We start from the raw sequence: 25991 nt of genomic DNA on the forward strand, positions 1-25991 counted from the left end.
CTGGAATTTAAAAAATATTGCATTGTTATTGTTTAATGAGTAAAATGGATGAGTTATAAATTTAATCACTTACAATACTTTTGCAACAAGGTTAGGAGATTGTCAGAAATGGAACTACTTATGATTATTAAAGCTATTATTCTAGGGCTGGTAGAAGGATTAACCGAATTTGCACCAGTATCATCTACTGGGCACATGATTATCGTGGATGATATGTGGCTGCAATCCGAAAAGTTTTTAACACAGCATGGAGCAAACACATTTAAAGTCGTTATCCAACTTGGTTCCATATTGGCGGTTGTTGTCACCTTTAAAGATCGCTTTATTGATTTATTAGGGTTAGGGCGCTTCAAAAAACAAGCAGATTCAGGAGAAGGACAAGGCCGTCTAAAGCTTTCTCAAGTAATTGTGGGATTAATACCTGCCGGTGTACTAGGCGTCCTTTTTAACGACTATATTGATGAGCACTTATTTTCAACTGCAACTGTTTTAATTGGCTTAGTTATTGGGGCGATTCTAATGATTCTTGCTGATATTTTAGGTCCAAAACGTCCGAAAGTGCAAACAGTTGATCAAATTACTTATAAGCAAGCATTCACTGTCGGTTTGTTTCAATGCTTTTCACTTTGGCCAGGATTCTCTCGTTCAGGGTCAACGATCTCAGGAGGAGTTCTGATGGGGATGAGTCACCGTGCTGCCGCTGATTTTACCTTTATTATGGCTGTACCAATCATGGCCGGCGCTAGTTTTCTCTCTTTATTAAAGAATTGGGAATATATGACCTTGGATGCCCTCCCCATTTTTATTGCAGGATTTATTAGTGCCTTTATTTTTGCTCTTTTGTCTATACGCTTTTTCCTAAAGCTTATTAACAAAATAAGATTATTACCATTTGCCATTTATCGTATTGTGCTGGCAATCATGCTTTATTTCATATTCTTCTAAAATTGGCCTATAGAATGAATAAACTGGCAGTGGGAAACGTATCGTTTCTCCACTGCTGTTTTTTTGTATATATACTCAAATAGATTATGATAAATCCGGAAAGTCACTGATGATCCCTTCTACATGGAAACTTTTAAGCGTCTTTAAGTCATTCTTCTTATTAACAGTCCAAATCATTGTTTTAAAGCCATGGTGGTGAATTCTTTTAATCATCCGCTTATTCACCATGGTTATTTTGGGATTTACATACGACACATAGCTAGAAAATGACTTTAAATTCTTATTCGAAATCATCTTCACACCGGCGTTTTTAACCAAAATGCCAATTGGAATGGTGGGCAGAAGGTCATGAAACCGTTTAAGTGCACTACGGTCAAAGGATTGAACAATAATTTGCTTGTCAACGGATGTTAACTCTCTTTTTTTCAGTTCCTCCGCAAGTTTTTCCTCCATTAAGGGATAGAGTGAGGGTTTTTTTAATTCAATTAAAAAGCCAATTTTCCCAGCAAACTCCTCAAATACTTCAGAGAGAGATGGAATCTTCTCACCCGCAAAATTACAATGAAACCAACTTCCTGCATCAAGACTTTGAATTTCTTGTAAAGTAAAATCCTTTACTTTCCCTTTCCCATTCGTTGTCCTGTTAACGGTTGGATCATGTATCACAACTAATTCACGGTCTTTTGTCATCTGAATGTCAAGCTCGAGGTAGTCGACACCTAATTCTACGGCTTTCCTAAAGGATGAAATTGTATTCTCTGGACAGTAGCCTGCCGCACCTCTATGACCAATTTTCAAAGGGGAGTTTTCTTTCTTTTTCTCACAAAACCGTGTTATTGCTCGTAATATTATCATGATAAATATTAATAAAAGCGTAGCAGCATTCCTCAAGTTGGGGCCCCAATCTATATTTATTTGTGAACATGGTATGAAAAATAGAAAAGAATGTCAATTGGGAGAGGATAAAATTGTAAAAAATTTTTTTCTGAAGGCTAATATCCTTTAGTGTACTTGATTTTTTACTTAATTATGGGCTTCTTCTTTTTTTTTTAAACTGGGTAATTTGGATATGTGTCTATCGCACATTTTTAACCAAGTGAATAGGATATATGGAATTAAGAAAAGGAGGTAATGTAAATGTCAGGTGCAGCTGGTGGCTACGGCGGCGGATTTGCCCTATTAGTCGTTTTATTTATTTTGTTAATCATTATTGGGGCTTCATGGTGCTATTAAGAAATTGACTTAGATAAAAAGGAGGTCATGAAAAATGTTTGGTTATGGATATGGCGGATGCGGATACGGATATGGCGGATGCGGTTACGGCGGCGGATTTGCTTTAATCGTAGTATTATTTATCCTCTTGATTATTGTCGGTGCAGCTTGCTTTAGATAATACTATAAAAAAGAAGGCCCGCTTGTTTAATCAAGCGGGTTTTCATCTGAAAAAGCTCGTTTCCATTTACTAAAAGCATCTAATTCAGTGGAGATTTTCTTTACCGTAAAGCCAATTAGAGCTGCATCATCAAGGATGCCAAGACCAATAATGAAATCTGGTACTAAGTCAAGTGGTGAAACAAAGTAAAGAAGGGTACCAATGACAGAAAGAATTGTGCTGGGTGAGACATTTTTATATTCACCTTTTGAATAGGCTTTAACTAATTCAAAAAATAATTGCAATTTTTCCCAAACTTCTCCTAAACTTCCTTTTTTCTCATTTGCCATTTTTATTGCTTTGTTAAGCAATCCCTCTGTTTTTTGCGGGTTGCGAAGGTATTCTTTTGCTTCATTAGAATATTTATGCTGCTCTTTTTCAAAAATCTTAGTTTTACCGAACAATTCATTCACTTCCTTTTTGTGAAGTCCATGCTTAGTTTACCACCAAATGAAAAAAACATTAGATGATTCATCATAAATGAAAACCAGGTGCCCTCTTAGCAGCACCTGGTTTTCGTAGGTTATATTTATACTAAGACCATATTATCACTTATGGTTGCCGGTGTTCCCCAAACTATTTCTTCAATCTCAGAGCCTTCAAGTGTTTCTTTCTTTAATAATGCATCGACTAATTGTTGATACTGATATTGATGGTTATTAATAAGACTCTCTGCTTTTTGTAAAGCTTTTTCAAATAGCTCTTGCATCTTTTCTTCTTTATCTTGTTTATTGAAGGTCAATGTAAATCCTTCTTGAAGCATACCGGTATCTACCATTTGTTCGATAATTTGTTTTGCTTGCTGAACGTCGCCACTTACGCCGATGCTGTGTTCCCCTAATTGCATTCTCTCAGCAACCCCGCCAGCTAATACCATTGCGACGCGCTCTAACAAGTCACTGGTTGTAGATAAATGCAATTCTTTTGGAATTGGTGCAACATACCCGAGCGCCTCACCACGAGGGATAATAGTTGCTTTTCTTACTGAACCCGGCTTCGTTAACGATGCTACAATGGCATGACCGGCTTCATGAATGGCGACCCTTCGTTTTGTATCATAATCTTGTAAAGACCGGGAAGTGCTCCCTAAAATCGTTCGATCAAGGGCATAGTCAATGTCTTCCTTTTGTATCATTTCTTGGCCGTTCCGAACAGCTCTTCTACTTGCTGTTTCGAAAAGCGATTGGAGTTCCGCACCTGAAAAGCCTGAAGTACTTTCTGCTAATTCATCTAATTGTGCAAGAGCATCCTTGTCAAATGATTTATCTTTAGCATGTATTTCAATAATCTCTCTTCTTCCTTTTGTATCTGGAAGTGGTACATGGAAAGAGAAGTCGATTCTTCCTGGACGAAGGAAGGCTTCATCCAACATGTCTTTTCTATTTGTGGCAGCAATAAAAAGAATGCCATCATTTGAATGTCCGCCATCAAGTTGCACAAGTAATTCTGTTAAGGTTTTTTCGGCTTCCTCACCGCCATGTGCCTTTCTTTTTGCAGCTAAAGCATCGACCTCATCAATGAATATAACGGCAGGACCTTGTTTTCTGGCTGCTTTGAACAATGAGCGAACTCGGCTTGCCCCGACTCCAATAAACATTTCATTAAAGGACGAACCGCTTGCTGAAAAGAAAGCCGCCTTTAATTCATGGGCAATGGCTTGGGCCAGTAAAGTTTTACCAGTACCTGGCGGACCGTATAACAGAATTCCTTTTGGTGGTTTAATACCTAATTTGGAAGCTCGCTCCGGTTCCTTCAACGTCGAGAGTGTTTGTAAGATTTCTTCCTTCATTTCATCTCCGAGGCCACCTACATCTGTAAAACTAATGGAGGGAAGGATTTGGGACTTGGATACACTATTTTTCATTGAATTATTTAATCCAAAGCCGCCCTTTGTTTTTTGAAGCGAGAATGCTGCCCCAGCCAACAGAAGTATAACGCCGCCTAATATCCATTTTCCATATTTACTGCTCTTTGAATATGAGTATTCGATATTATATTTAACAACCAACCTATCTACCATTTGGCTGTTTGGTGGGACATGGGAAAGATATACTGTTTCACCGGCATGAATATAAAGACTTCCATCGGGTTTTTCAGTTATACTAACAGTTTTTCCTTGTTGGGCTTGAATGGTTTTCTCAACAGAAGAGAATGGTATAGCTACTTCATTATTGGTAGTTTGAATAATCCAGACGATTCCTGCAATAACTAATATTAACGCTGCTATGAGCGGAATAAACTTAGAAACTTTTTTTATACTTGGCTTCAATTTTCTTCATCTCCTTCAACAGAGTTCTACTCTATTATAAAGGGGTTTCCAGAAAAATGGATGTGGGAATCGTTGGGAAACGAAAATGCCTGCATCAAAAAAAAACCAGCACGATTTTTTATAAATGTGCTGGTGTGGTTTATAAAAGCTACGATAATAATCGAAGATGTGGAATGATTGGCAGTAATACACTTTGAGCAATTGCCCCAATACTGGCACCGATACAGGATGCTTTATTCCATTTAAAAACATGAACTTTTTCATCTTGTCCTTCAAACAAGAATAATAATTGGGCATCTTCTTCAGCGATTCCCATTTTTTTATAAGAAATCTTGTTTTCGTTGAGGATAATTTCAAAGGCTTTATGCAATAAATTCAGGGTCTGCTGATCGATTTTAGTAATATCCAAGTCATGTACCTCCGATGTGTTATGTACTCACGGTACTTATTTTTCATCATTACCGCTTTCTTTCATTATATTCTTTATGCTCTCCGGGTTAAAGAAATATTGCAAAGTTTCCGTTTGAGAGATAAGATTGAAGTTATGGACAAAAATTTTTATTGTCAAAAGAGAGGAAAACGAAATGGGTAACAATTTTAAAGAAGATGTATTGTCACGCCGGACATTTGCGATTATTTCCCACCCAGATGCCGGAAAAACTACGCTAACTGAAAAATTATTATTATTCGGAGGCGCTATTCGAGATGCGGGAACTGTAAAAGCGAAAAAAACAGGAAAGTTTGCAACTAGTGACTGGATGGAGATTGAAAAGCAACGGGGAATTTCCGTTACCTCCAGTGTCATGCAATTTGACTATGAAGGATTCCGAGTTAACATTTTGGATACTCCTGGACACCAAGATTTCAGTGAAGATACGTATCGGACATTGATGGCTGTAGATAGTGCTGTAATGATCGTTGATGCTGCCAAGGGGATAGAGGCACAAACACTCAAACTATTTAAAGTATGCCGGATGCGCGGGATTCCTATTTTCACATTTATGAATAAGCTCGATCGCCAGGGCAAGCCCCCCCTTGAACTGTTAGCAGAATTAGAAGAGGTTCTTGGCATAGAATCATACCCGATGAACTGGCCGATTGGGATGGGGAAAGAATTCCTTGGAATTTATGACCGTTTTAACAATCGAGTGGAACAGTTCCGTGTAAATGAGGATGACCGTTTTATACCTTTAAATGATGACGGAGAAATTGCTGGTGACCATCCGCTAAAAGATTCCGGACTTTATGATCAAACGCTAGATGAAATTATGCTTCTCAACGAAGCGGGGAATGAGTTTTCACCTGAAAGAATTGCTGCAGGTAACTTGACACCAGTATTTTTTGGAAGTGCGTTAACAGCCTTTGGAGTTCAAACATTTTTAGAGTCATACTTAAAGTTTGCTCCGCCGCCAATGGCGCGCAATTCATCCATTGGAGAAATTGATCCGTTAGGGGAACAATTTTCAGGTTTTGTGTTTAAGATTCAAGCAAATATGAATCCTGCACACCGAGATAGGATTGCCTTTGTACGTGTGTGTTCTGGGAAATTTGAGCGGGGAATGACAGTGAATATTCCGCGTTTGAATAAACAAATCAAGCTGTCTCAATCAACATCATTTATGGCAGAAGAACGGAATACAGTCGATGAAGCGGTAAGTGGAGATATTATCGGGTTATACGACACAGGCACATATCAAATTGGTGATACTTTAACTACTGGAAAGAATGATTTTCAATATGAAAGACTGCCGCAATTTACTCCAGAATTGTATGTCAGGGTTTCAGCTAAAAACGTCATGAAGCAGAAGTCCTTTTATAAAGGAATTCAGCAACTGGTTCAAGAAGGAGCCATTCAGCTATATAAGACAGTTAAAATGGACGATTATTTATTAGGTGCCGTGGGTCAATTACAATTTGAAGTGTTTGAGCATCGGATGAGAAATGAATATAATGCCGAGGTTTTAATGGAAAGAATGGGTTCAAAAATTGCTCGGTGGGTTGATAGTGAAACGGTTGATGAAAATTTATCGAGTTCTCGTTCAATGTTAGTTAAAGACAGATATGATCATTATGTATTTTTGTTTGAAAATGACTTTGCTCTCAGATGGTTTCAAGAGAAAAATCCATCGGTTAAACTTTATAATCCAATGGACCAACATGATTAAGATTGGTGGCGGAATAGAATCCGTCACTTTTTTTCTTTTATTAAAACTGAAAATTCAAACTAATTACCCATGGACGAATCTTTTCTTAGGACTTTACAATGATTACAATCGTCTTGATAAAGACTAAGGAGGAGATAAGTTGGAAAAAGGCTTCTTTTTTACTGGGTTTCCTGGGTTCATATGTAATCAATTGATTCGCGAAGTATTAAAAAGCAAACAATTGAATGTTTCTGTTTTTGTCCTAGTCCTGCCTGATATTGTTGAAAGAGCAAAAAAAGAATCGGAGGCTATAATAGCGGAATTTGGGTTAGATGAGTCCACCTTCAACATTATTGTTGGAGATATAAGAAAATCGTATCTTGCTATTACAGAACAAGAACAAGAAGTTTTACAACACAGGGTTACCCATGTGTTTCATCTAGCAGCCATTTATGATTTAGCCGTTCCAAGAGAAATTGCTCAAAAAGTGAATGTTAACGGAACAGAAAACGTAAATGAATGGGTACAAAGATTACCAAACATAGAAAGATATATTTATTTTAGTACTGCCTATGTGGTCGGAAATAGAGAAGGTACTCTTTATGAAACGGAACTTATCAAACCAACGAGTTTTAAAAATCACTATGAACAAACAAAATATGAAGCAGAAGTTTTGGTGGAAACTTTAAAAAAAGAAGTACCTGTTACCATCATTCGCCCGGGGATTGTCAAAGGCCATTCCGATACGGGAGAAACCATTAAATTTGATGGTCCCTATTTTATTATGAACTTCTTAGATCGGTTAAAATTTCTCCCTCTCATCCCTCGACTAGGAAAAGGTGAAGCCTATGTGAACCTAGTTCCAATAGATTATATTATTCAAGCCACTACGTATTTAAGCCAATTAGACAAAGCTGCTGGAAAGACGTACCATCTAACAGACCCTCATCCCTATCGTGCTTCAGAAATATATGAAATCATGATGCAAGAAATGCTAAACAAACAGCCAAAAGGAATGATACCATTAACTCTAGGAAAATGGTTCCTTTCAATTAAATCGATTCGCAAATATCTAGGAGTAGAGAAAGAAGCATTGGATTACTTTACTTGGAAAGGACAATTCGACTGCACACAAGCGGTCGCAGATTTAAGGGAATCGGGGATTGCCTGTCCTGACTTTAAAGATGGGATTGAACCCATGACATCATTTTATTTACAACAAAAAAATAACCCAACTTTTCAAATTAATATTTTATAACAGGGGTGATGACTGATGGATGCCATTCAAGAAAAGCTTAAAATAATTGCCCCAGCAACAGGAGAGCAGTTGGGGGAAATTCCTGAAACACCTGTTAGCGAAGTCGATATCTTTTATCATAGGAGTAAAACAGCGTTTAAGCAGTGGAGTAATCTGACGATGTCTGAAAGAGGGATTTACCTATTAAAACTTAAAGATATTATCGTAGAGCAGATGGAAGAGATAGCAAAAACAATCGCTGCGGACACTGGAAAAGTGGTAACGGAGGCTTTAATAGCTGATATCATGCCAACCCTTGACAGTATTGATCAGATAATAAAGCATGGGGAGAAAATTTTACAGCGTCAAGAAGTAAAAACGCCTCTTTTATTGATAGGTAAGAAATCATTTATTGAATACATGCCGAGGGGAGTGGTTTTGGTAATTTCGCCATGGAATTATCCATTCCAATTGGCGATGGTCCCGATGCTTAGTGCTTTGGCCTCAGGGAACACAGTGATAATAAAACCATCAGAAGTAACTCCACTGGTAGGCAAATGTATGGAGGAACTTTTTGCTAAAGCAGGCTTTCCTATGGTAGTTGTTCAAGTTGCACATGGTGGAAAAGAGATAGGGGCAGCTTTTACAAATGGGAAACCAGATTATATCTTCTTTACAGGGTCTGTCCGAACTGGGAAAATCATTCAACAAGTTGCTGCAAAACATCTTATTCCAACAACGCTAGAACTTGGTGGTAAGGATCCAATGATTGTATTTGCAGACGCTCATTTGGAACGTGCGGCAAAAGGGGCAGTGTGGGCTGCATTTACTAACAGTGGTCAAGTATGTATGAGTGCAGAAAGGCTGTATGTTGAAAAGTCAATTTATCCTAAGTTTCTATCCCTATTAAAAAAAGAGATTTTAACCTTAAAACAGGGGACCGATGAAGATGACGATGTCGGTTCGATGACCTTCCCGGCTCAAATAGAAATCGTAAAGGATCAGTTAGAGGATGCATTGAGGAAAGGCGCAAGACTAGAGACCGGTCTATTGCCTGAGAAATGGGATAGTGGAATGTTTTTACCGCTAATGGTAGTTACAAATGTGAACCATGAAATGAAAATAATCCAGGAAGAATCCTTTGGACCTCTTCTGCCGGTCATTCCATTTGAGAGTGAAGATGAAGTAATTAGTCTTGCAAATGATACGGTTTATGGATTAAATGCAAGCGTTTGGTCAAATGATCATGTAAAAGCGAGAAGAGTATCCTCTAAACTCGTATCAGGGGCAGTGGTTATAAATGACGCAATTATTAGTATTGCCAATCATGGCCTTCCCTTTGGAGGGGCAAAACAAAGTGGAATCGGCAGGTACCATGGGGATGCTGGGTTAAGAATTTTTTGCCATGAAAAAGCCATTGTCGAGGACACCGGCCGGAAAAAAAGTGAAATTCATTGGTATCCTTATCAAGGAAAATTCCCATTATTTCTTCAACTTTTTAAAAGTTATTTCCAAACCAATCGAAACTGGATTAAATTTTCACAAACCTACCTACGCATCCTCAAAAAGAATTAAGTTGGGAAAAATAATTGAATATCCGCTATTTTTTGGCATAGATGGATAAACTAAGTTAAGTTATTTTTAGCTTGAAAAATATGCCATGAGAAGCGGGACTGTACGATGAAAAAGATGAACAAACTTGAAGCTGTTTTTTGGAATATTGCTTTTCCTGGTTTTAGTCAATTGTTAATGGGTCAATATATCAAAGGAATATTGTTTGTTGCATTAGAAGTAATGATCAATGCAAATAGTCACTTTAATTCGGCAATAATGTATAGTTTCTTAGGAGAAATTAACAATGCAGAGAAGGTACTTAATTATCAATGGCTTATGTTTTACCCGTGTGTCTATTTGTTTTCCTTGTGGGATGGTTATCGTTCAGCTATGTCTGAAAATGAAAAATACTCGTTTTTTCCGTTTGTCTTCGGTGCCTATTTTGTTACTGTAGGATTAATGGTATCACCTAAGGTTACAATTTTTCAAATTCATCCTGGTCCAGTCTTTTTACCGATGCTGTTTTTAATTCCTGGATTGCTGATTGGTTTTTTAATTAAATTTTTATTTTCTTTAAAGCTTAAAAATTAAAATTACTTATAAAAAGCTTCAAATCAGGATATTCTGGTTTGAAGCTTTTTATTGGGAAAATTTTTAAAAAATGAACCCCCACAAATTGCTGGAGATGTAACGTAATTATGTAGTGAAAATAAGCTTTTTATACATTGGGAACAAGATAAAAGGAAGTGGTATGGGAAATAAAAAATATAAATCGAGGAAAAAGAAAAATATATAAGCGCTATAACAATAAACAGGAAAAGATAGCCATTGTTGGGGCTATTTTTTAAAAATGCTTAACCCCAAAAAAGTCCAAGATAACACTCGTATGTTATAATTGGTCGAATAGAGGTGAGCATATGCTAGGTTTATTGTTTATGGCCAAAAAGAAAAAGAAGAACACCTTGGAAGAAACGGTTCTTCTGATTCAACAAGGTGACCATGACTTACTTGACGAAATTATTAATTCCTACAAACCATTTATAGCTAAAACAGTATCTTCTGTATGCAAACGATATATCTATGAAACCGATGATGAATTTAGTATTGGTCTCATCGCATTCAATGAAGCGATAGAGAAATATTCAACAGAGCGTGGGAACTCCTTATTGAGTTTTTCCGAAGTCATTATCAAAAGAAGAGTAATTGATTATATTCGTAAGCAATCCAAAAATCAACATTTAAGTTTTGACTTAACCAATGATACTAACGAAGAAGAAACAGCTGGAACAATTATTGTTAACGAACTCTCATTAGATGATTACCAAAAAAAGAATGATGAACAATTAAGAAAGGATGAGATTGTTCACTTTCAGAAATTATTAACTACTTTTGATTTAAGTTTTTCTGACTTAGTTGAGAATTCACCTAAGCATGTCGATGCGCGCAAAAACGCAATTATAGCTGCAAAATTGTTAGTAGAAAACGTAGAATTAAAAGAAATGTTATTTACTAATAAACGTCTTCCCATTAAACAATTAGAGAAAATGGTAGATGTCAGCAGAAAGACGATTGAACGAAATAGGAAATATATAATTGCCATTGCACTTATTTTATCTAGTGATTATGTTTATATGAAAGATTATATAAAGGGGGTGCTAGACACATGAAAAAGGGAATTATAATGGAAATAGATGAAGAATTCCTAACGCTTATGACCCCTGAAGGTGAGTTTTTGCATACCAGAAGGCAAAATCAGCCCTATGCAATTGGGGAAGAAATTCACTTTTTTCCAATAGATCGTGTTAAAAGTTCAAATCCTTTTAGTTGGTTTAATAGCATTTTTAAATTTAAACCGGTTTTGGTGCTAGTGGCTGTGTTCGTTATTTTGCTAGGCTCATTTTTCCCTATGTATCAAAGTAATAAAGCATATGCCTATATGTCCATTGATGTTAATCCAAGTATCGAACTTGGTGTGAATAAGAAGATGCAGGTTGTTGAGATTACAGGATTTAACAAGGACGGTAAAAAGATTGTCTCGCATCTGACTAACTGGAAAAAGAAAAATGTTTCTGATTTAACACAAACGATTTTAGCTGAAATGAATAAAGAAGGTTATTTGAGTACAAATGATCACGTTATCATATCCACAGCTCGAACCAAAAGTCCGGAAGAAAATGTGGAAAAGGAACTTAAAGCGAACATTGAGGAGATTAGAGCATCAATTGAAAAGCAAAATGCTGAACCAACAGTTGTTAACGCCTCAAAAGAGGAATTAGTAGAGGCTCATAAACGTGGTATTACTACTGGTAAAAACTACTATACCGAAACCAAAACTGCCTCTAAAGAAACTAGTGATGTGAAAACAAAATATAAAAAGGAACAAACTGCTAGTAAAGCTAAACAATTGAAACCTGATGACTCTACTCCTTCAGGAGCAATAAAAAAACGAACAGAAACTAAGGCCCTTCAAAATAAGGTATTTGCAGAAAATAAAAGGCAATCAGAAAAGAAATGGATAAATGGAAAATTTACTCCACCCGGACAATTGAAAAAGATAGATGAAAAGCAAATAAAGCAAAAACAAGAGCGCTCTAAAAAACAGAATAATAATCAAAAAGAAAATAAGGAAGAGAACAAAAAATCATCGAACCAAGAAAAGTCTAAAGGGAAAGACAGTCATAGAGATCCCGGCAAAGAAAAAAAGACAGAGAACAAAAAATCATCGAACCAAGAAAAGTCTAAAGGGAAAGACAGTCATAGAGATCCCGGCAATGAAAAAAAGGCAGAGAACAAAAAATCATCGAACCAAGAAAAGTCTAAAGAGAAAGACAGTTATAGTAATCCCGGCAATAATAACAATGAAAACCAGTGGAAAAATAAAGAAAAAGAAATAGTGAAACATGATGACAAAAAAAGTAAAAAATCTTCTGGAAAACATAAGAGTAATCAGAAGGATAAATAAAGTCCGGAAATCATTCCGGACTTTTTCCATATCTATGAAGTTATTGTTGTTGTCCTGATAATTGTGCTTGTGCTTGTTGGACAAGGCGTTTTGTAATTTCCCCGCCTACAGATCCATTTGCTCTTGAAACTGTATCTGACCCTAAATTGACTCCAAATTCTTGGGCAATTTCGTATTTAACTTGATCTAAATATTGTTCAATCCCAGGTACTAACAACTTGTTACTGCTATTAGCCATATAAATCAGCTCCTTTATTTTCAATACAGAGATAATTTTACCTCTGTATAGGTATTATTAATTTATTTTGTTGTTTTATAAGTGGAAATGTTTTTCGTTATTGGATATAAATTTATGAAAAACAAAAAAAGAGCCAAACGGCTCTTTCCGACTATGCCTTCACTGCCTCTAATAAGAGGTCAACGATGTGAACACCTCTCATTTTCTCAGAGAGTCCTTCCTTTTCAATCCCAACCTTTACTTGTAATAGGCAGCCTGGGTTAGCAGTTACAATTGTGGTAGCATGGGCATTTTTTGCTTGGACCATTTTGTAATCAAGCATTTTCATCGACATTTCTGATTCGATAATATTATATATGCCTGCCGAACCACAGCAACGGTCTGCATCTTTCATTTCAACATATTCTGTACCTTTAATTGATTGCAGAAGGAGCCTAGGTGCAGATGCAGTTTTCATCACATTCCTTAAATGACAAGAATCCTGATAAGTAATTATCTGAGATGGAAGTTCTAATTTTACTCTTTCATGGAACTTAACTGAAACTAAAATTTCTGACACATCTTGAATTTTTTCTGTAAATTTCTTTGCTCGTTCACTCCACACTGGGTCTTCCTTTAATAAGTGATTATAACCAAGTAAGAATGCGCCACAACCGCCGGCATTCGTAATGATAAAATCAACATTTAAATCCTCAAAGGCTTTGATATTTCTCTTGGCAAGATCTTTTGAGCCACCCTTTTCACCATAATGACCGTGCAGGGCACCACAACATGTTTGCTCCTCAGGAATAACAATTTCACAGCCAGCTAGCTGTAGTAATTTGATGGTAGCATCATTTGTTTTCATAAACATGGAGTCCATCAAACAGCCGCTAAAGAAGGCAACTCGGTGTGTTTGTTTTCCAATTGGTTCTGCATGAACCGGTCTATTTTTCAGTTCTTTCATCGTTGATACTGGAGGTAGTACTTTTTCCATTAGGGTTAGATGCTCAGGCAAAATACCTAAAAATCCAATTTTTCTTGCCATAGTTTGTAAACCAGATCGTTGGTAAAACCCAATTAGCCCTGTCACATTTTTCATTCGCTTTGGATGTGGGAATAATCCTTCGAAAACAGTTTTTCTAACGATACTAGTCGATAATGAGTACTTCTTATTCTGACTGACAATATCACGTGCTTCTTCGAGCAAATGGCCATACTTTACTCCAGATGGGCAAACAGTTTCACATGCCACGCAGCCGAGACATAGGTTAAGTGAACGCTCAAAATCTTCATCTGGTTCAATTAAACCATCTGTAACAGCCTTCATTAAGGCGATTCTGCCTCGCGGTGAATGTGATTCTTTATAGCCTGACTCAATATATGTGGGGCACGCAGGTAAACAAAAGCCGCAGCGCATGCAATTTAATAATTCATCTTCATTCATTCTCACTTTAAACTGTTCTTGGATGATTTCTTTTTCTTTCACAGTTGTCATTTTGAAACCACCACGCGGTTATTGTCTTCTGTGGCTAACACTGTTCCTTGGCCGGAAACTACTACGCGCTTTCTATAACTTTTAGCAAAAACCTTTCCAGGATTCATAATATTATTTGGATCCAATGCAAGTTTGATTGCTTTCATAACAGCGATACCTTCCTTACCGAGTTTCCATTCTAGATATGGTGCTTTCATAACACCGACTCCATGCTCACCTGTAATGGTTCCGCCAAGTTCAACTGCTTTTTCAAAGATTTCGGCAAATGCCATCTCTACACGTTCCATTTCTTCGTGATTTCTGGCATCCGTGGGGCATGTAGGATGGAGATTTCCATCACCTGCATGGCCAAAAGTACAAATTTGCAGATTGTATTTGTCAGCAATGTAATTGATCGCGTTCACCATTTTCGCTAGTTCTGACCTAGGGACAGTAGCATCTTCAAGTACAGTAGTTGGCTTGAGTCGTGCAAGTGCAGAAAGAGCTGTGCGCCTTGCAGCAGCTAAGGCTAACGCTTCTTCTTCTGAAGATGCTACTTGCACAGAGACGGCACCTTCCTGCTCACAAACCTTGATGATTTTTTCAATATCACGTTCAACGACTTCAGGTGAACCATCTTGTTCGATTAATAGAACTGCTTGAACGTCAGTAGGTAAACCAATTTGAGAATAGTCTTCGACTACCCTAATCGTAGGTTGGTCTAAGAACTCAAGTGTGATAGGAATAATTTTATTTGCGATAATTTTAGAAACGGATTTGGCCGCAGCTTCTAAATCTTGATACAAGGCTAGCATCGTTTTCTTGGTTTCAGGCATAGGGATAAGCTTTAAAATCGCTTCAGTGATGATTCCAAGAGTTCCCTCCGAGCCCACCATTAAACGAGTTAGGTCATAACCCGCGACATCCTTTGCTAGTTTTCCACCTGTTTTGACGATATCCCCGTTTGGCATGACAACTTCAAGACCAATCACATAATCCCTGGTGACCCCATATTTAAGTCCACGTAATCCACCAGAGTTTTCATTAATAGCTCCACCAATCGTGGCAATTTTCATTGAACCTGGATCAGGTGGATAAAAAAGTCCTTTTGCTGAAGCAGCATTAGCTACATCGAGACAAATGACCCCAGGTTGGACAGTAATCGTTAAATTTTCTTCATCTAAATCAACAATTTTGTTCATGTGCTTGAAAAGAACAACTACGCCACCTTCAGTCGGGCATGTACCTCCACAAAGATTTGTCCCAGAACCTCGTGGTACGATTGGAACTTTATATTCATTACATACCTTAACAACTTCAGAGACTTCCTTTGTATTCCTTGGGCTGACAACCGCATCTGGCATTGCCTGCAAATTTGGTGTTGAATCATAGGAATAAACAAGTCTTTCGGTTTTGGCATCATCAAAATTTTCCATTGAAACAATGCTGATTAATTTGTCTTTTACTACTTTGGAAAGCATTCGGTTTCCCCCATTCACTGAATACGCTTACAAGTTAAAAGATTTTATGTCCTAAATTAAGTATAAAAAAAACAGGCGACTGCCTGCTATGGATAAACATCTAAAAAATCTCAATAATATTTTTAAATTTTTGTTTGTTCATCCAAAAAGAGAATTCCTAGATAGAGCGTAACTAAATCATGAATATTATTAGGGGTTAATTGTGTTAATTCCTCAACTTTTTTTAAACGGTAGTGGAGGGTATTGATATGTATATGTAATGTATTAGACGTATTCTTTAGCGAATGATTTTGCTTAAATAATTCTTTTATGGTTTCTAACAGTTCTGTTTCTTTTAAAAGGGGTCCAATGGTTCTTAAAATAAAATCAGCTTTGGTTTTGGGATTTATTTCTTCAGAAATCATTTCAAGTGTCAAATCTTCATCGAAGATAATTGAGGCATTTATCTTTGCTATTTTCAAGGATCTTTCGGCTTGTCGATAGGAATTACTGATTTCCTGGGAATCCGCTGCCTGACCAACACCAGCAATCGCTTGAATCCCAAAATTGTTTGTCAAGAATTGAAAAAATTGCTTTAAACGTCTATCAATACTTTCCCGTGTCGGCTGATTAGAGCAATTTATGAGTAATACCATCCTATCGTTGCCGGACCTGGCAACAACTTCTTTTGTATTTTGCTGAAACCTATTAAAAATTGTTGTCCAACTATCTCTGGATAGTGGTGCGTTTACCCCGATAAATTCAATAATTACAACCATTCTTTTGACTGCTATGTCAATTGATAGAAGCTTAGCTCTGTCTAAGAAAGAGTTATTCCACTCTTTGTCTTGGACCCAATCCATTATGAATGATTCTACTGCTCGGGTATGCCATTCAAACTGTTCAGCATAATAATTTTCACTAATAAGGAGTTCAGTCATTTTTCGGATTACTTCACCAAAGGGGGTAACTTTATTTGGTTCGCCAGTAATTCCAATTACTCCTATCACATCATGTTGAAAGAAGATCGGTAAATTAATCCCAGCCTTTACACCAGATAACTTTAATTGGTCTTCATGTGTAATAATCATCCTTCGTTTTTGTTGTAATGCGATCAATGCTCCTTCATGGAAAGACCCTACTCTACCGAGGTCTGTACTTGCAATGATATAGCCTTCCGTGTTTACAACAATAATATCTTCACCAATTAACTTATGGACTTCTTTGACAATTTTTTCAGCTAATTCAGGTAATATCAAGGGTGACACCTCCAGGAACAACTGCTTATATTATAGCAGTGTTTGTCTGCAGGTTGTTTGGTAAAAAAAATACTCTGGATGTATCACCCAGAGTTTGGTAGAAATTATGAACTTAATCGCTTCCTTGACTTACATCTTTTGAAGGGTGCATAAAAGGATATGCTTGCGGTTTCTTTTTACTTTCCAATAACTCACGGTTTTCACTTGTGTTCCAGCCAATATCATTAGTCGGATGAACCCATTCATCTCCCGCCATAATCGAAGGATCGGTATCCTTTGTCCAGTTTTCTAAAGGAGAATTAGGAGAGGCATAAATACTGTCACCAATTGTAACACCATGTTTATTAACAAAGGGAGGTTCCATTTTTATTCCAGTACCCTCAAAGCTAGGGGCACTGATTTGATGAGGCATCGTTTCATTCAAGCTCACTGGTTCGGCGGAATGTGCATTTTTCGCTTTTTTCATTTTCAAATCACTCCTGTTTTTTCTTTATTTTCTGCGAGTAGGGCAAATTTATTTATGAAAAAAAAGGAAAGGAATGATTACCTTTAGTTTGTTCAAAACTATGGTAGTAAGGTTACACTAATTTCAGGGAGGATTATTTGATGGCAAAACGTAAAGCAGAATTTGATGCAGTGGAAAAATATACAAAAACACCTCATAAAAATGTTCAGGAAAGTGAATTTTCAGCAGAATTTACTGATAATAACAATGCGATTAGATTTCAAAATCGAAATTCAAAATTAGGGAAAAAGGGAAGAGGTTAATGAAAAGCCGCCGTAAAACCCCACCACGTATTCCTACTGAAGAATTCAGCATCGAATTTGGAGATGTTAACGGCACAAAATTATATGATATTTTGCAGGTGACACAACAAGAGAAGAAAAATAATAAAAAGAAATAAGCCGGCAACGCCGGCTTGTTATTTTTCTAAATATGAAAAGATAAGTGTTCGACTGTTCATAGGGTCAAAATAAGCTAATAGACAGGAGGGGTGTTTAGAAATTTCCCCAGTTGTTTGGAACTCTAATAAATCAAAAGAGAGTTCTTCAAGCATCGTATGTTTATATAGCTCTTTTTCATCGAGACCAAGTTCAACAAACGAATGTCCTAAAATAGATGGGTGTTCGGAAATTTGCTTGTAAATTTGTGTTCTTTTTTCCTTATTAAAGCTTGCTTCCCACCAAGGTTTCCTCGGTTTGAATTTGTGCTTCAAGAGGTAATCATATTTCATCAGCCCGACAATAACATCAAGGTCGGCAACATCCCGGTGTTCTAAAAAGGCAAGCAGTCTTCGAAATAGGTCTTCTAGTTGATGACCAATTCTGGACCAGCCTTGGCTTTCCCAGAAAGAACCAAATTCTTGAAAGAAGTCAAACGGTGAAGGAAATACATTGGTTATTAAATATTCCACAGTAGCATCCATCCGATGGTCATTCCAGTACTTTTCCAACACATCCTCAACCTGCTTAATTCTAACGATATCGTCGAACGAGAGGACATTGTTGCTTAAGATTTCATAGGGAGAATGATCCATGTATATATATTTGTGGTCATCTGCCCGAAGCCTTACTCCCGTTCCTCTGAGCATTTTTAGAAAACCTAATTGCAGCTCTTCCGGACGGAGCTCAAATACATCATTGAAAGTCTTTCGAAAAGAAGCGTAATCTTCTTCAGGTAAACCAGCGATTAAATCAAGATGCTGGTCGATTTTTCTACCTGACTTTACCATTGAGACTGTTCGTGTCAGTTTCGAAAAATTTTGTTTTCGCATCACGAGTTCATTGGTAAAGTCATTGGTGGATTGAACACCGATTTCAAAGCGGAAAAGACCTTTGGGTGCCTCTTGATTAAGAAATTCAATTACTTCAGGACGCATGATATCTGCTGTAATTTCAAACTGAAAGACGGTTCCAGGGAGATGTTCATCTATTAAGAAACGAAACATTTCCATTGCATAACTCCTGCTAATATTAAAGGTACGATCGACAAACTTTATTGTTTTTGCCCCATTAGCCATTAAATAGCGTATTTCTTCTTTAATTTTTTCACGATCAAAGTAGCGGACACCCACCTCAATCGATGACAAGCAGAATTGGCAGCTGAATGGACACCCACGGCTAGTCTCAATATAGGTGACCCGTTTGCCTAAATTGGCGATATCTTCAGGGAAACGATAGGGTGAAGGTAATTCCTTTAGGTCCAACTTATTCATTTGGGGAGTAATGACAATTTGCTGATTCTCACGTAAGGCAATTCCAGGTACTTTTTTAAAGTTATGATTATTTTGGATTGCAGTTAGCAATTGTTTAAAGGTTTGTTCACCTTCACCCATAACAATAAAGTCCACCTCAGGTACTTTTTCCATCCATTCACGTGTGTCATAAGTAACCTCAGGTCCGCCTAGAACAATAATTAGCGAAGGGTCCACTTTTTTTAACAGATTCACCACTTTAATGGTTTCTTCGATGTTCCAGATATAGCAGCTAAATCCAATCACATTCGGTTTTTGTTGATAAAGATCTGTCACAATATTTAGGACGGGGTCCTTGATGGTATATTCTTTGATTTGTATATTAAAATCTGGTGATGCATATGCTTTTAAATAGCGAATCGCTAAGTTCGTATGAATAAACTTAGCATTCAAGGTTGAACAAATAACATTCATATAAAAACTCCTTTGCAAAAATGAAAACAATATTTTATTATAGCCTAGTTTAGACAAAAAAAGAAGCAAACCATACAAAAGACCCAAGCCGGTTTGGCATGGGTCTTAACTAATAAAATTATTAAGGAATCATAAAACTGAGGAAATGACTCTGAACAAAGGTCATAATTCCAATAATAATCACTAGGAAGAAACTGTGTTTGACAGTAAAGCGGAACAATTCGGATTCCTTTCCTGCAAGACCAACAGCGGCGCAGGCAACGGCTATTGATTGTGGTGAAATCATTTTTCCGGTTACTCCGCCTGAAGAGTTAGCTGCCAGAGCTAATACCGGATCCATACCAATGGATGTTGCTGTGATTTTTTGCAGGTTACCGAATAATAAGTTTGCAGAAGTATCAGAACCAGTAATGAACACACCAAGCCAGCCAAGGAAAGGTGAGAAAAACGGAAATAGTAATGAACCTGTTTTGGCAAGTGTCATTCCAAGAGTAGTACTCATTCCAGATGCATTCGTAACATAGGCAAAACCAACAACTGCGGCGATTGTAATGACTGGATATTTTAATTCATTAATTGTTTCGCCAAAGGTAATAGCCCAATTTTTCCAGGAGATGCCGACAATGAATTTTGTTAAAATCGCCGCAATTAAGATCGCTGTACCTGCTGCTCCAAGAAGTTCCAATTTATAAATTGCTGGGATAGGAGCCCCAGCGGTGTTAATGATTTTATTATTTATTAATGGCACATTTGGAATATATGTAAGTGCATGCCCAATCGAATTAACTGCTTTTAAGATGGCGTTTGCACCCTCATAATGACCAGTTAATGCAAGCTTAACGGTAGGCATACCCCATAATGTAATAATTGCTGTTAACAATAAGAAAGGGGACCAGGCCTTGAAAATTTGTCCACCCGTATGCATTACATCTTGTGTTTTAAGTTTTCTTGCTGATGTAGCAGCAAGTTCTTGCTCAGAGGCAAATCGGAAGATTGTTTTTGGCTTCCAGAATTTTAAGAAGATTGCAAGTGCAAATAAGGAAACTAAAGCTGATAAGATATCGGGAAGTTCTGGTCCCATAAAGTTAGAGGTAAAATATTGAGTCCCAGCAAATGCTACTCCTGATACAAGAATTGCTGGCATGACTTCTTTTGTTTTCTTCCAGCCTGCCATGATAAATACTAGATAGAATGGGATAAAGGCTGATAGAAATGGCAATTGGCGGCCTACCATTTTGGAAATCTCCGTTGCTGCAATACCAGTGGGTCCTTCCATGGCAATAATCGGTGCACCAATCGCTCCGAATGCAACAGGTGCAGTATTAGCAATAAGACAAAGCCCTGCAGCATATAAAGGATTAAATCCTAAACCCACTAAAAGCGCTGCGGAAATGGCAACAGGTGCACCAAAACCTGCGGCACCTTCAAGAAAGGCTCCAAAGGAAAACGCTACCAATAATGCTTGTAAACGGCGGTCCTCCGTAATAGAAACAACAGAAGTTCGAATAATATCAAATTGTCCTGTCTTTACAGTAAGTTTATAGAGGAATACTGATGTAATGATAATCCAGCCAATGGGCAGCATACCATATACAGCACCTTGTGAGGCAGACATAAATGCCATTCCTGCAGGCATTTTATAGGCAAAAATGGCAATCAATAAGGCTATAGCTAGTGTAGATACCCCTGCAAGATAGCCCTTCATCCGTTTAATTGCTAAAGCCCAGAAAAAGTAAAGAATTGGAATTAGTGCAACAACAGCAGATAATGCGAGATTATCTCCCACTGCTGTAAAATTTTGAGTAAATGTCATAACAGCTTAATCCCCCCGAATTAGCTTTTTTTGATTTTTCTCCAAGTAATAATGTCTACCCTCCTTTAAATAAGCAATCGCTTACAAGTGGTGACTAGGTCATCAGATGACTAGATGTCTCCTGCTTCTAAAATGAATTATAGGGACGAAATGGAAGAAATTCAATCTTTTTTTAAAAAATTTGCATTATTAAATATTATTATGTAGCAAATAGTAGAATATTGTTTACATTGATGAAGTAGATTACATATGCAGATTTTTGTAAAAACTGTATAATAAAGATGCGTCTGAGAATTGAATGCTTGTTAGGGGCTGGGCCGGTGAATTATAAAAAAATAAAACCAAAAAAGATATATGAGGAAGTAGCAGAGGTCATTTATGAAATGATTCGGACAGGTCAGGTTAAACCTGGAGAAAAACTTGATTCGGTCCAACAGTTGGCAGAAAATTTTCAAGTAGGCCGCTCTGCCATCCGTGAAGCGTTAACATCGCTCAGAGCGATGGGTCTCGTTGAAATGAAGCAAGGTGAAGGTACTTATGTAAAGGAATTTGAACCGGAGCAAATCACCTTTCCACTATCAACAGCTATTTTAATGAACCAAGAAGACATTGCTCAATTATTAGAGGTTCGTAAGATTATTGAAATTGGTACGGCAGCAGCTGCTGCTAAAAAAAGAACGAGTCAACATTTAGCAATGATGGAGGAAGCACTTGAAGAAATGAGGAATGCTCAAGGGAATGAAACACTTGGCGAAAAAGCTGATCTTCAATTTCATCTTGCTCTTGCTGATGCCGCGCAAAACCCTTTGTTGCTTAGCTTGATGAATCATGTTTCTGGATTAATGGAAGAAACCATGAAAGAAACAAGACGTGTTTGGCTTTTTTCAAAACAAACCACAGTGGAACGTCTTTATGATGAACACAAGGATATATTTGAAGCTATAAAAGAGCAAGATGAAGAAAAAGCTAGGAAGTTTATGCTTGTGCACCTAGAAAACGTTGAAGCTGTATTACAAAAATATTTTCAATCTGCGAATTTTACAAGTTAACTTACTGTACATTGACTCCCAAAAACATGCACCCTCCAAACTAATTTGGAACGCATGTTTTTTAAAATTTTCTTTTTTTTGCTGGAAGCACTTTCAATAGGGACTACTTTTATTGTAGTATGAATGATATAAAAATCTATTTCTTTTTTTTATTCAGTCGTCAGATGACCAGTTCATCAGTAAAACATATGAAAATCTGAAATGTAGGAGAGGAAGACAATCATGAAGGTTACACTTTTTGCAACTTGTATTGTAGATATGTTCCAAAGTAATGTAGGAAAGGCTACCGTCGAACTCCTTGAGAGGCTCGGTTGTGAAATTGATTTTCCTGAATCGCAAGTTTGTTGCGGGCAGCCGTCATATAATAGTGGTTATGTGAAAGAAACAAAAGAAGCTATGAAACGGATGATAGACACATTTATCGATGCTGAATACATAGTCTCTCCATCAGGTTCCTGCATAACCATGTTCCATGAATATCAGCATATTTTTAAGGGAGACCCCGTTTGGGAACCAAAGGCAAAAAAACTTGCTGAAAAGTCATTTGAACTTACGCAATTTATTGTTGATGTCTTGAAAATTGAGGATGTCGGTGCCCGTTTTGAAGGAAGTGTAACCTATCATACCTCCTGTCACATGACAAGATTGTTAGGTGTGAAGAAAGCTCCGATGATTCTATTAAGTAATGTAAAAGGGCTGAAGTTTACTGAATTGCCTGGGAAGGAACAATGTTGTGGTTTTGGGGGGACTTTTGCAGTAAAAATGGCCCAAATTTCAGAGCAGATGGTGGATGAAAAAGTCCGTCATGTGGAAGAAACTGGTGCTGAGTATCTAATCGGCGCCGATGTAGCCTGCTTGATGAATATCGGCGGAAGAATTGATAGAGTTGGTAAGCCAATCAAGGTAATGCATATTGCTGAGGTATTAAATAGCCGTTGATGTTTTTAGCATTCGAGTTTAATAAATTTTAATAAGGATGGAGGAATTAATGATGGCAATGAAGATTAGCACGGATCAATTTAAAGAACGTGTTGATAAAGGAATTCATGATGACTTCATGCGCGGTGCCGTTGCTGGAGCACAGGACGGTATGGGTGTAAAAAGAAGAGTCGCCGCTGAGGAACTAGGAAACTGGGAAGAATGGCGCTCGCATGGGGAAGAAATCCGACAACATGTACTGGAAAACTTGGATTATTATTTAGAGCAATTAAGTGAGAATGTTGCCAAGCGTGGCGGACATGTATTTTTTGCACAAACTAAGGAAGAAGCAAATGAATATATCCAAGGAATTGTAAAAAAGAAGGAAGCCAAGAAAATTGTTAAATCGAAATCGATGGTAACTGAGGAGATCAGTTTAAATGCAATGTTGGAGAAAGAAGGCTGTGAGGTTATTGAAACAGACCTTGGCGAATACATTCTTCAAATTGATGATCATGATCCACCTTCTCATATAGTTGTACCTGCGTTGCATAAAAATAAAGAGCAAATTCGTGATGTGTTTACGGAGAGGTTAGGTTACACAAAAACATCAAAACCAGAAGAATTAGCTTGGCATGCCCGTGAGATGCTTCGCAAGGAATACCTATCAGCGGATATCGGAATTACTGGCTGTAACTTTGCTGTAGCCGAAACAGGATCTTTTAGCCTAGTTACGAACGAAGGAAATGCTGATTTAGTAACAGCATTACCTAAAACACAAATTACAGTTATGGGAATGGAAAGACTGGTTCCAACCTTTGAAGAGATGGAAGTTTTAGTTAGCTTACTAACGAGAAGTGCGGTAGGTCAGAAATTAACCAGCTATATTACTGTGTTAACAGGACCACGAGAAGCATTGGATGTCGATGGCCCAGAGGAATTTCACCTTGTCATTGTTGATAATGGAAGATCCAAGATACTTGGCGGGGAATTCCAGTCTGTTTTGCAGTGTATCCGCTGTGCTGCCTGTATTAACGTATGCCCCGTTTATCGACATGTGGGCGGACACTCATACGGGTCTATTTATTCCGGCCCAATCGGTGCAGTCCTATCTCCATTATTAGGCGGATACGACGAATTTAAAGAGCTCCCATACGCTTCAACACTATGTGGTGCTTGCACAGAAGTATGTCCAGTAAAAATACCGTTACATAACCTTCTACATAAACACCGAGAAGTCATTGTCGAAAAAGAAGGAAAAGCACCAATATCCGAAAAACTATTAATGAAGGCTTTTGGATTAGGGGCAGCCTCTCCAATTATGTATAAGATAGGATCTAAGATGGCACCCGCTGCCATGAACCCTTTTACAGTGGGTGAGAAGATTACTAAAGGACCAGGTCCATTGAAGGCTTGGACAGATATTCGTGATTTTCCGGCACCAAATAAAGAGCGATTCAGAGATTGGTTTAAAAACCGTGAAAAAGGAGGCAAATAATCATGGTTGGGACGATTCACAATCGAGATAAATTTCTAAACCAAATAGCGGGCCGTCTGGGGCGGCCACGTATTTCCTCTCCGGTTGAAAGGCCGACCTGGAAATTCCAGCCCCAATATGAAGTATTGAAGGATGCTACACAAGATGAATTGTTAGAGGTACTTAAAGAGCAATGTAAAAAAATTCATACAAGCCTCTATGTAACTGATAGAAAAGATTTATCTTCAGTCCTTAATGAAGTAGTTTCAGGCTTTGGCGGCGGTCCGATTGTAACTTGGAAAGATGAACGCTTTTCCATGTGGGGACTAGATGCCCTTTTAAAGAAGGAATGGCCAACACAGAATATAGAAGTTTACGAGTGGAATCATAGCAAGGGGAAACAAAACATTGCAAAAGCTGAAAAGGCCAATGTGGGGATTACTATTAGTGAAATAACACTAGCTGAATCCGGAACGGTCGTATTGTTTAGCGATGAGAATAAGGGAAGAACTGTTAGTTTTCTACCTGTAACTTATATCGCACTTATACCGAAAAGTACACTAGTACCGCGGATTACGCAAGCATCTCAAAAGATGCGGGAGATTCATAAGAAAACTGGTCATGTTGCTTCATGCATCAATTTTATTACTGGACCGAGTAACTCTGCCGATATTGAATTGAATCTTGTCGTTGGAGTGCATGGACCAGTAAAGGCATCGTATATTGTTATTAATGATTTATAAATATTTTTAGAGGTCTGTACCATAATCGGGTGCAGGCTTTTTTTATACAATTCTGTTATACAACAATTTTGAAGCTGTTATATAATTAAAAACTATCTTAAAAATCATATATACTAGCTTTTATTTAATAATAAATTTATGTGTTATAAAAATTTTTTCTCTGTGTTTGACTTTTATCACAGATTAATAAAAATATTCGTTTTACAATAGTTGAGGGAAAGAAATTTTATTATACGAGATGTCTAGCTACAGCGCCTAGGGGCTCGGGGTCATAAGCCAATCCGTCGAGAAGGTCAAAGATCAACCTTCCCGCCGGCTCGTCTTATGCCTGTCGCCCCTGGTCAAGGCGCTTTCGCTTTTCAAGTT

Annotated in this window: 26 protein-coding genes; 15 read left to right on the forward strand and 11 right to left on the reverse strand. The window is 37.5% G+C overall.

Annotation, left to right across the window (positions count from 1 at the left end; translation table 11 throughout):
- The first annotated feature begins 108 nt into the window (after positions 1–108).
- Positions 109–945 (forward strand): undecaprenyl-diphosphate phosphatase, encoded by an 837-nt coding sequence (locus tag BR30_RS0118265; RefSeq protein ID WP_026566233.1) that lies wholly within the window; start codon positions 109–111, stop codon positions 943–945.
- Between the two features lie 84 nt (positions 946–1029).
- Here the strand turns inward: BR30_RS0118265 and BR30_RS0118270 are convergent, their stop codons facing one another.
- Positions 1030–1800: a glycerophosphodiester phosphodiesterase gene (locus BR30_RS0118270; protein WP_081825551.1), complete on the reverse strand. Its 771-nt coding sequence runs from the start codon at positions 1798–1800 to the stop codon at positions 1030–1032.
- Positions 1801–2082: 282 nt separating this feature from the next.
- Between BR30_RS0118270 and BR30_RS0118275 the strand changes: the two genes are divergently transcribed.
- Positions 2083–2178: a YjcZ family sporulation protein gene (locus BR30_RS0118275; RefSeq protein WP_026566235.1), complete on the forward strand. Its 96-nt coding sequence runs from the start codon at positions 2083–2085 to the stop codon at positions 2176–2178.
- A 34-nt stretch (positions 2179–2212) separates the two neighbouring features.
- Entirely contained in the window at positions 2213–2338 is a 126-nt protein-coding gene (locus BR30_RS36055; RefSeq protein WP_081825507.1) for a YjcZ family sporulation protein, read from the forward strand.
- 26 nt (positions 2339–2364) lie between these two features.
- Here the strand turns inward: BR30_RS36055 and BR30_RS0118285 are convergent, their stop codons facing one another.
- The 3 genes from BR30_RS0118285 to BR30_RS0118295 all read right to left on the reverse strand — a co-directional run bounded on the left by BR30_RS0118285 (position 2365) and on the right by BR30_RS0118295 (position 5055).
- On the reverse strand, positions 2365–2781 hold the full coding sequence (locus BR30_RS0118285) for a YkvA family protein (RefSeq protein WP_051633677.1): 417 nt from the start codon (positions 2779–2781) through the stop codon (positions 2365–2367).
- A 125-nt stretch (positions 2782–2906) separates the two neighbouring features.
- Positions 2907–4646, reverse strand: a complete 1740-nt coding sequence (locus tag BR30_RS0118290; RefSeq protein ID WP_026566237.1) for an AAA family ATPase — start codon at positions 4644–4646, stop codon at positions 2907–2909.
- 148 nt (positions 4647–4794) lie between these two features.
- Positions 4795–5055: a hypothetical protein gene (locus tag BR30_RS0118295; RefSeq protein WP_026566238.1), complete on the reverse strand. Its 261-nt coding sequence runs from the start codon at positions 5053–5055 to the stop codon at positions 4795–4797.
- Positions 5056–5230: 175 nt separating this feature from the next.
- Between BR30_RS0118295 and BR30_RS0118300 the strand changes: the two genes are divergently transcribed.
- The 6 genes from BR30_RS0118300 to BR30_RS0118325 all read left to right on the forward strand — a co-directional run bounded on the left by BR30_RS0118300 (position 5231) and on the right by BR30_RS0118325 (position 12543).
- Complete coding sequence (locus BR30_RS0118300; RefSeq protein ID WP_026566239.1) at positions 5231–6811, forward strand: peptide chain release factor 3; 1581 nt, start codon at positions 5231–5233, stop codon at positions 6809–6811.
- 139 nt (positions 6812–6950) lie between these two features.
- Positions 6951–8048, forward strand: a complete 1098-nt coding sequence (locus BR30_RS0118305) for an SDR family oxidoreductase (RefSeq protein ID WP_026566240.1) — start codon at positions 6951–6953, stop codon at positions 8046–8048.
- A gap of 15 nt (positions 8049–8063) precedes the next feature.
- Complete coding sequence (locus BR30_RS0118310) at positions 8064–9602, forward strand: aldehyde dehydrogenase family protein (protein ID WP_026566241.1); 1539 nt, start codon at positions 8064–8066, stop codon at positions 9600–9602.
- Positions 9603–9707: 105 nt separating this feature from the next.
- A complete protein-coding gene (locus tag BR30_RS0118315) occupies positions 9708–10172 on the forward strand; it encodes a hypothetical protein (RefSeq protein WP_026566242.1) in 465 nt (154 codons plus the stop codon).
- A 326-nt stretch (positions 10173–10498) separates the two neighbouring features.
- On the forward strand, positions 10499–11248 hold the full coding sequence (gene sigI / locus BR30_RS0118320) for an RNA polymerase sigma factor SigI (RefSeq protein ID WP_026566243.1): 750 nt from the start codon (positions 10499–10501) through the stop codon (positions 11246–11248).
- A complete protein-coding gene (locus BR30_RS0118325) occupies positions 11245–12543 on the forward strand; it encodes an anti-sigma factor domain-containing protein (RefSeq protein ID WP_026566244.1) in 1299 nt (432 codons plus the stop codon). The genes sigI and BR30_RS0118325 overlap by 4 nt, the downstream gene beginning before the upstream one ends.
- A gap of 40 nt (positions 12544–12583) precedes the next feature.
- Here BR30_RS0118325 and BR30_RS0118330 read toward each other — a convergent pair whose 3' ends face one another.
- The 5 genes from BR30_RS0118330 to BR30_RS0118350 all read right to left on the reverse strand — a co-directional run bounded on the left by BR30_RS0118330 (position 12584) and on the right by BR30_RS0118350 (position 17422).
- Positions 12584–12781, reverse strand: a complete 198-nt coding sequence (locus BR30_RS0118330; RefSeq protein ID WP_026566245.1) for an alpha/beta-type small acid-soluble spore protein — start codon at positions 12779–12781, stop codon at positions 12584–12586.
- 151 nt (positions 12782–12932) lie between these two features.
- Positions 12933–14258, reverse strand: coding sequence for a (Fe-S)-binding protein (locus BR30_RS0118335; protein WP_026566246.1), 1326 nt, complete (start codon positions 14256–14258; stop codon positions 12933–12935).
- Positions 14255–15718 carry a glycolate oxidase subunit GlcD gene (gene glcD / locus BR30_RS33940; RefSeq protein ID WP_051633678.1) on the reverse strand — a complete coding sequence of 488 codons (1464 nt, stop codon included), beginning with the start codon at positions 15716–15718 and terminating at the stop codon, positions 14255–14257. Before glcD ends, BR30_RS0118335 begins: the two co-directional genes overlap by 4 nt.
- Before the next feature lie 122 nt (positions 15719–15840).
- A complete protein-coding gene (locus BR30_RS0118345) occupies positions 15841–16956 on the reverse strand; it encodes a CdaR family transcriptional regulator (RefSeq protein ID WP_026566247.1) in 1116 nt (371 codons plus the stop codon).
- A gap of 112 nt (positions 16957–17068) precedes the next feature.
- Positions 17069–17422, reverse strand: coding sequence for a DUF3905 domain-containing protein (locus BR30_RS0118350; RefSeq protein WP_026566248.1), 354 nt, complete (start codon positions 17420–17422; stop codon positions 17069–17071).
- A gap of 140 nt (positions 17423–17562) precedes the next feature.
- On the opposite strand from BR30_RS0118350, the gene BR30_RS37385 reads away from it, so the two are divergent.
- Positions 17563–17724, forward strand: a complete 162-nt coding sequence (locus BR30_RS37385) for a hypothetical protein (RefSeq protein WP_197032357.1) — start codon at positions 17563–17565, stop codon at positions 17722–17724.
- Positions 17724–17861, forward strand: coding sequence for a hypothetical protein (locus BR30_RS36825; protein WP_155928718.1), 138 nt, complete (start codon positions 17724–17726; stop codon positions 17859–17861). The genes BR30_RS37385 and BR30_RS36825 overlap by 1 nt, the downstream gene beginning before the upstream one ends.
- A gap of 18 nt (positions 17862–17879) precedes the next feature.
- Here the strand turns inward: BR30_RS36825 and BR30_RS0118365 are convergent, their stop codons facing one another.
- Positions 17880–19625 carry a B12-binding domain-containing radical SAM protein gene (locus BR30_RS0118365; RefSeq protein WP_026566249.1) on the reverse strand — a complete coding sequence of 582 codons (1746 nt, stop codon included), beginning with the start codon at positions 19623–19625 and terminating at the stop codon, positions 17880–17882.
- A 121-nt stretch (positions 19626–19746) separates the two neighbouring features.
- Entirely contained in the window at positions 19747–21438 is a 1692-nt protein-coding gene (locus tag BR30_RS0118370; protein ID WP_026566250.1) for an L-lactate permease, read from the reverse strand.
- Between the two features lie 320 nt (positions 21439–21758).
- Here BR30_RS0118370 and BR30_RS0118375 point away from each other — a divergent pair, with 320 nt between their 5' ends.
- The 4 genes from BR30_RS0118375 (at position 21759) to BR30_RS0118390 (ending at position 25625) form a co-directional block, all read left to right on the forward strand.
- Positions 21759–22487 (forward strand): FadR/GntR family transcriptional regulator, encoded by a 729-nt coding sequence (locus tag BR30_RS0118375; RefSeq protein WP_026566251.1) that lies wholly within the window; start codon positions 21759–21761, stop codon positions 22485–22487.
- A gap of 222 nt (positions 22488–22709) precedes the next feature.
- Positions 22710–23426, forward strand: coding sequence for a (Fe-S)-binding protein (locus BR30_RS0118380; protein WP_026566252.1), 717 nt, complete (start codon positions 22710–22712; stop codon positions 23424–23426).
- Positions 23427–23478: 52 nt separating this feature from the next.
- A complete protein-coding gene (locus tag BR30_RS0118385) occupies positions 23479–24903 on the forward strand; it encodes a LutB/LldF family L-lactate oxidation iron-sulfur protein (RefSeq protein ID WP_026566253.1) in 1425 nt (474 codons plus the stop codon).
- A gap of 2 nt (positions 24904–24905) precedes the next feature.
- Positions 24906–25625 (forward strand): LutC/YkgG family protein, encoded by a 720-nt coding sequence (locus BR30_RS0118390; protein WP_026566254.1) that lies wholly within the window; start codon positions 24906–24908, stop codon positions 25623–25625.
- Positions 25626–25991: the final 366 nt, after the last annotated feature.

The sequence above is a fragment of the Bacillus sp. UNC41MFS5 genome (assembly GCF_000686805.1).

What these genes read in the sequence shown, in the direction of transcription:
- BR30_RS0118380 (WP_026566252.1), top strand. Translation starts at nt 22,710, where the DNA reads ATGAAGGTTACACTTTTTGCAACTTGTATTGTAGATATGTTCCAAAGT.
- BR30_RS0118265 (WP_026566233.1), top strand. Translation starts at nt 109, where the DNA reads ATGGAACTACTTATGATTATTAAAGCTATTATTCTAGGGCTGGTAGAA.
- BR30_RS36825 (WP_155928718.1), top strand. Translation starts at nt 17,724, where the DNA reads ATGAAAAGCCGCCGTAAAACCCCACCACGTATTCCTACTGAAGAATTC.
- BR30_RS0118390 (WP_026566254.1), top strand. Translation starts at nt 24,906, where the DNA reads ATGGTTGGGACGATTCACAATCGAGATAAATTTCTAAACCAAATAGCG.
- BR30_RS0118325 (WP_026566244.1), top strand. Translation starts at nt 11,245, where the DNA reads ATGAAAAAGGGAATTATAATGGAAATAGATGAAGAATTCCTAACGCTT.
- BR30_RS0118335 (WP_026566246.1), bottom strand. Translation starts at nt 14,258, where the DNA reads ATGACAACTGTGAAAGAAAAAGAAATCATCCAAGAACAGTTTAAAGTG.
- sigI (WP_026566243.1), top strand. Translation starts at nt 10,499, where the DNA reads ATGCTAGGTTTATTGTTTATGGCCAAAAAGAAAAAGAAGAACACCTTG.
- BR30_RS0118350 (WP_026566248.1), bottom strand. Translation starts at nt 17,422, where the DNA reads ATGAAAAAAGCGAAAAATGCACATTCCGCCGAACCAGTGAGCTTGAAT.
- BR30_RS37385 (WP_197032357.1), top strand. Translation starts at nt 17,563, where the DNA reads ATGGCAAAACGTAAAGCAGAATTTGATGCAGTGGAAAAATATACAAAA.
- BR30_RS36055 (WP_081825507.1), top strand. Translation starts at nt 2,213, where the DNA reads ATGTTTGGTTATGGATATGGCGGATGCGGATACGGATATGGCGGATGC.
- BR30_RS0118300 (WP_026566239.1), top strand. Translation starts at nt 5,231, where the DNA reads ATGGGTAACAATTTTAAAGAAGATGTATTGTCACGCCGGACATTTGCG.
- glcD (WP_051633678.1), bottom strand. Translation starts at nt 15,718, where the DNA reads ATGCTTTCCAAAGTAGTAAAAGACAAATTAATCAGCATTGTTTCAATG.
- BR30_RS0118385 (WP_026566253.1), top strand. Translation starts at nt 23,479, where the DNA reads ATGGCAATGAAGATTAGCACGGATCAATTTAAAGAACGTGTTGATAAA.
- BR30_RS0118370 (WP_026566250.1), bottom strand. Translation starts at nt 21,438, where the DNA reads ATGACATTTACTCAAAATTTTACAGCAGTGGGAGATAATCTCGCATTA.
- BR30_RS0118270 (WP_081825551.1), bottom strand. Translation starts at nt 1,800, where the DNA reads ATGATAATATTACGAGCAATAACACGGTTTTGTGAGAAAAAGAAAGAA.
- BR30_RS0118315 (WP_026566242.1), top strand. Translation starts at nt 9,708, where the DNA reads ATGAAAAAGATGAACAAACTTGAAGCTGTTTTTTGGAATATTGCTTTT.
- BR30_RS0118365 (WP_026566249.1), bottom strand. Translation starts at nt 19,625, where the DNA reads ATGAATGTTATTTGTTCAACCTTGAATGCTAAGTTTATTCATACGAAC.
- BR30_RS0118330 (WP_026566245.1), bottom strand. Translation starts at nt 12,781, where the DNA reads ATGGCTAATAGCAGTAACAAGTTGTTAGTACCTGGGATTGAACAATAT.
- BR30_RS0118275 (WP_026566235.1), top strand. Translation starts at nt 2,083, where the DNA reads ATGTCAGGTGCAGCTGGTGGCTACGGCGGCGGATTTGCCCTATTAGTC.
- BR30_RS0118310 (WP_026566241.1), top strand. Translation starts at nt 8,064, where the DNA reads ATGGATGCCATTCAAGAAAAGCTTAAAATAATTGCCCCAGCAACAGGA.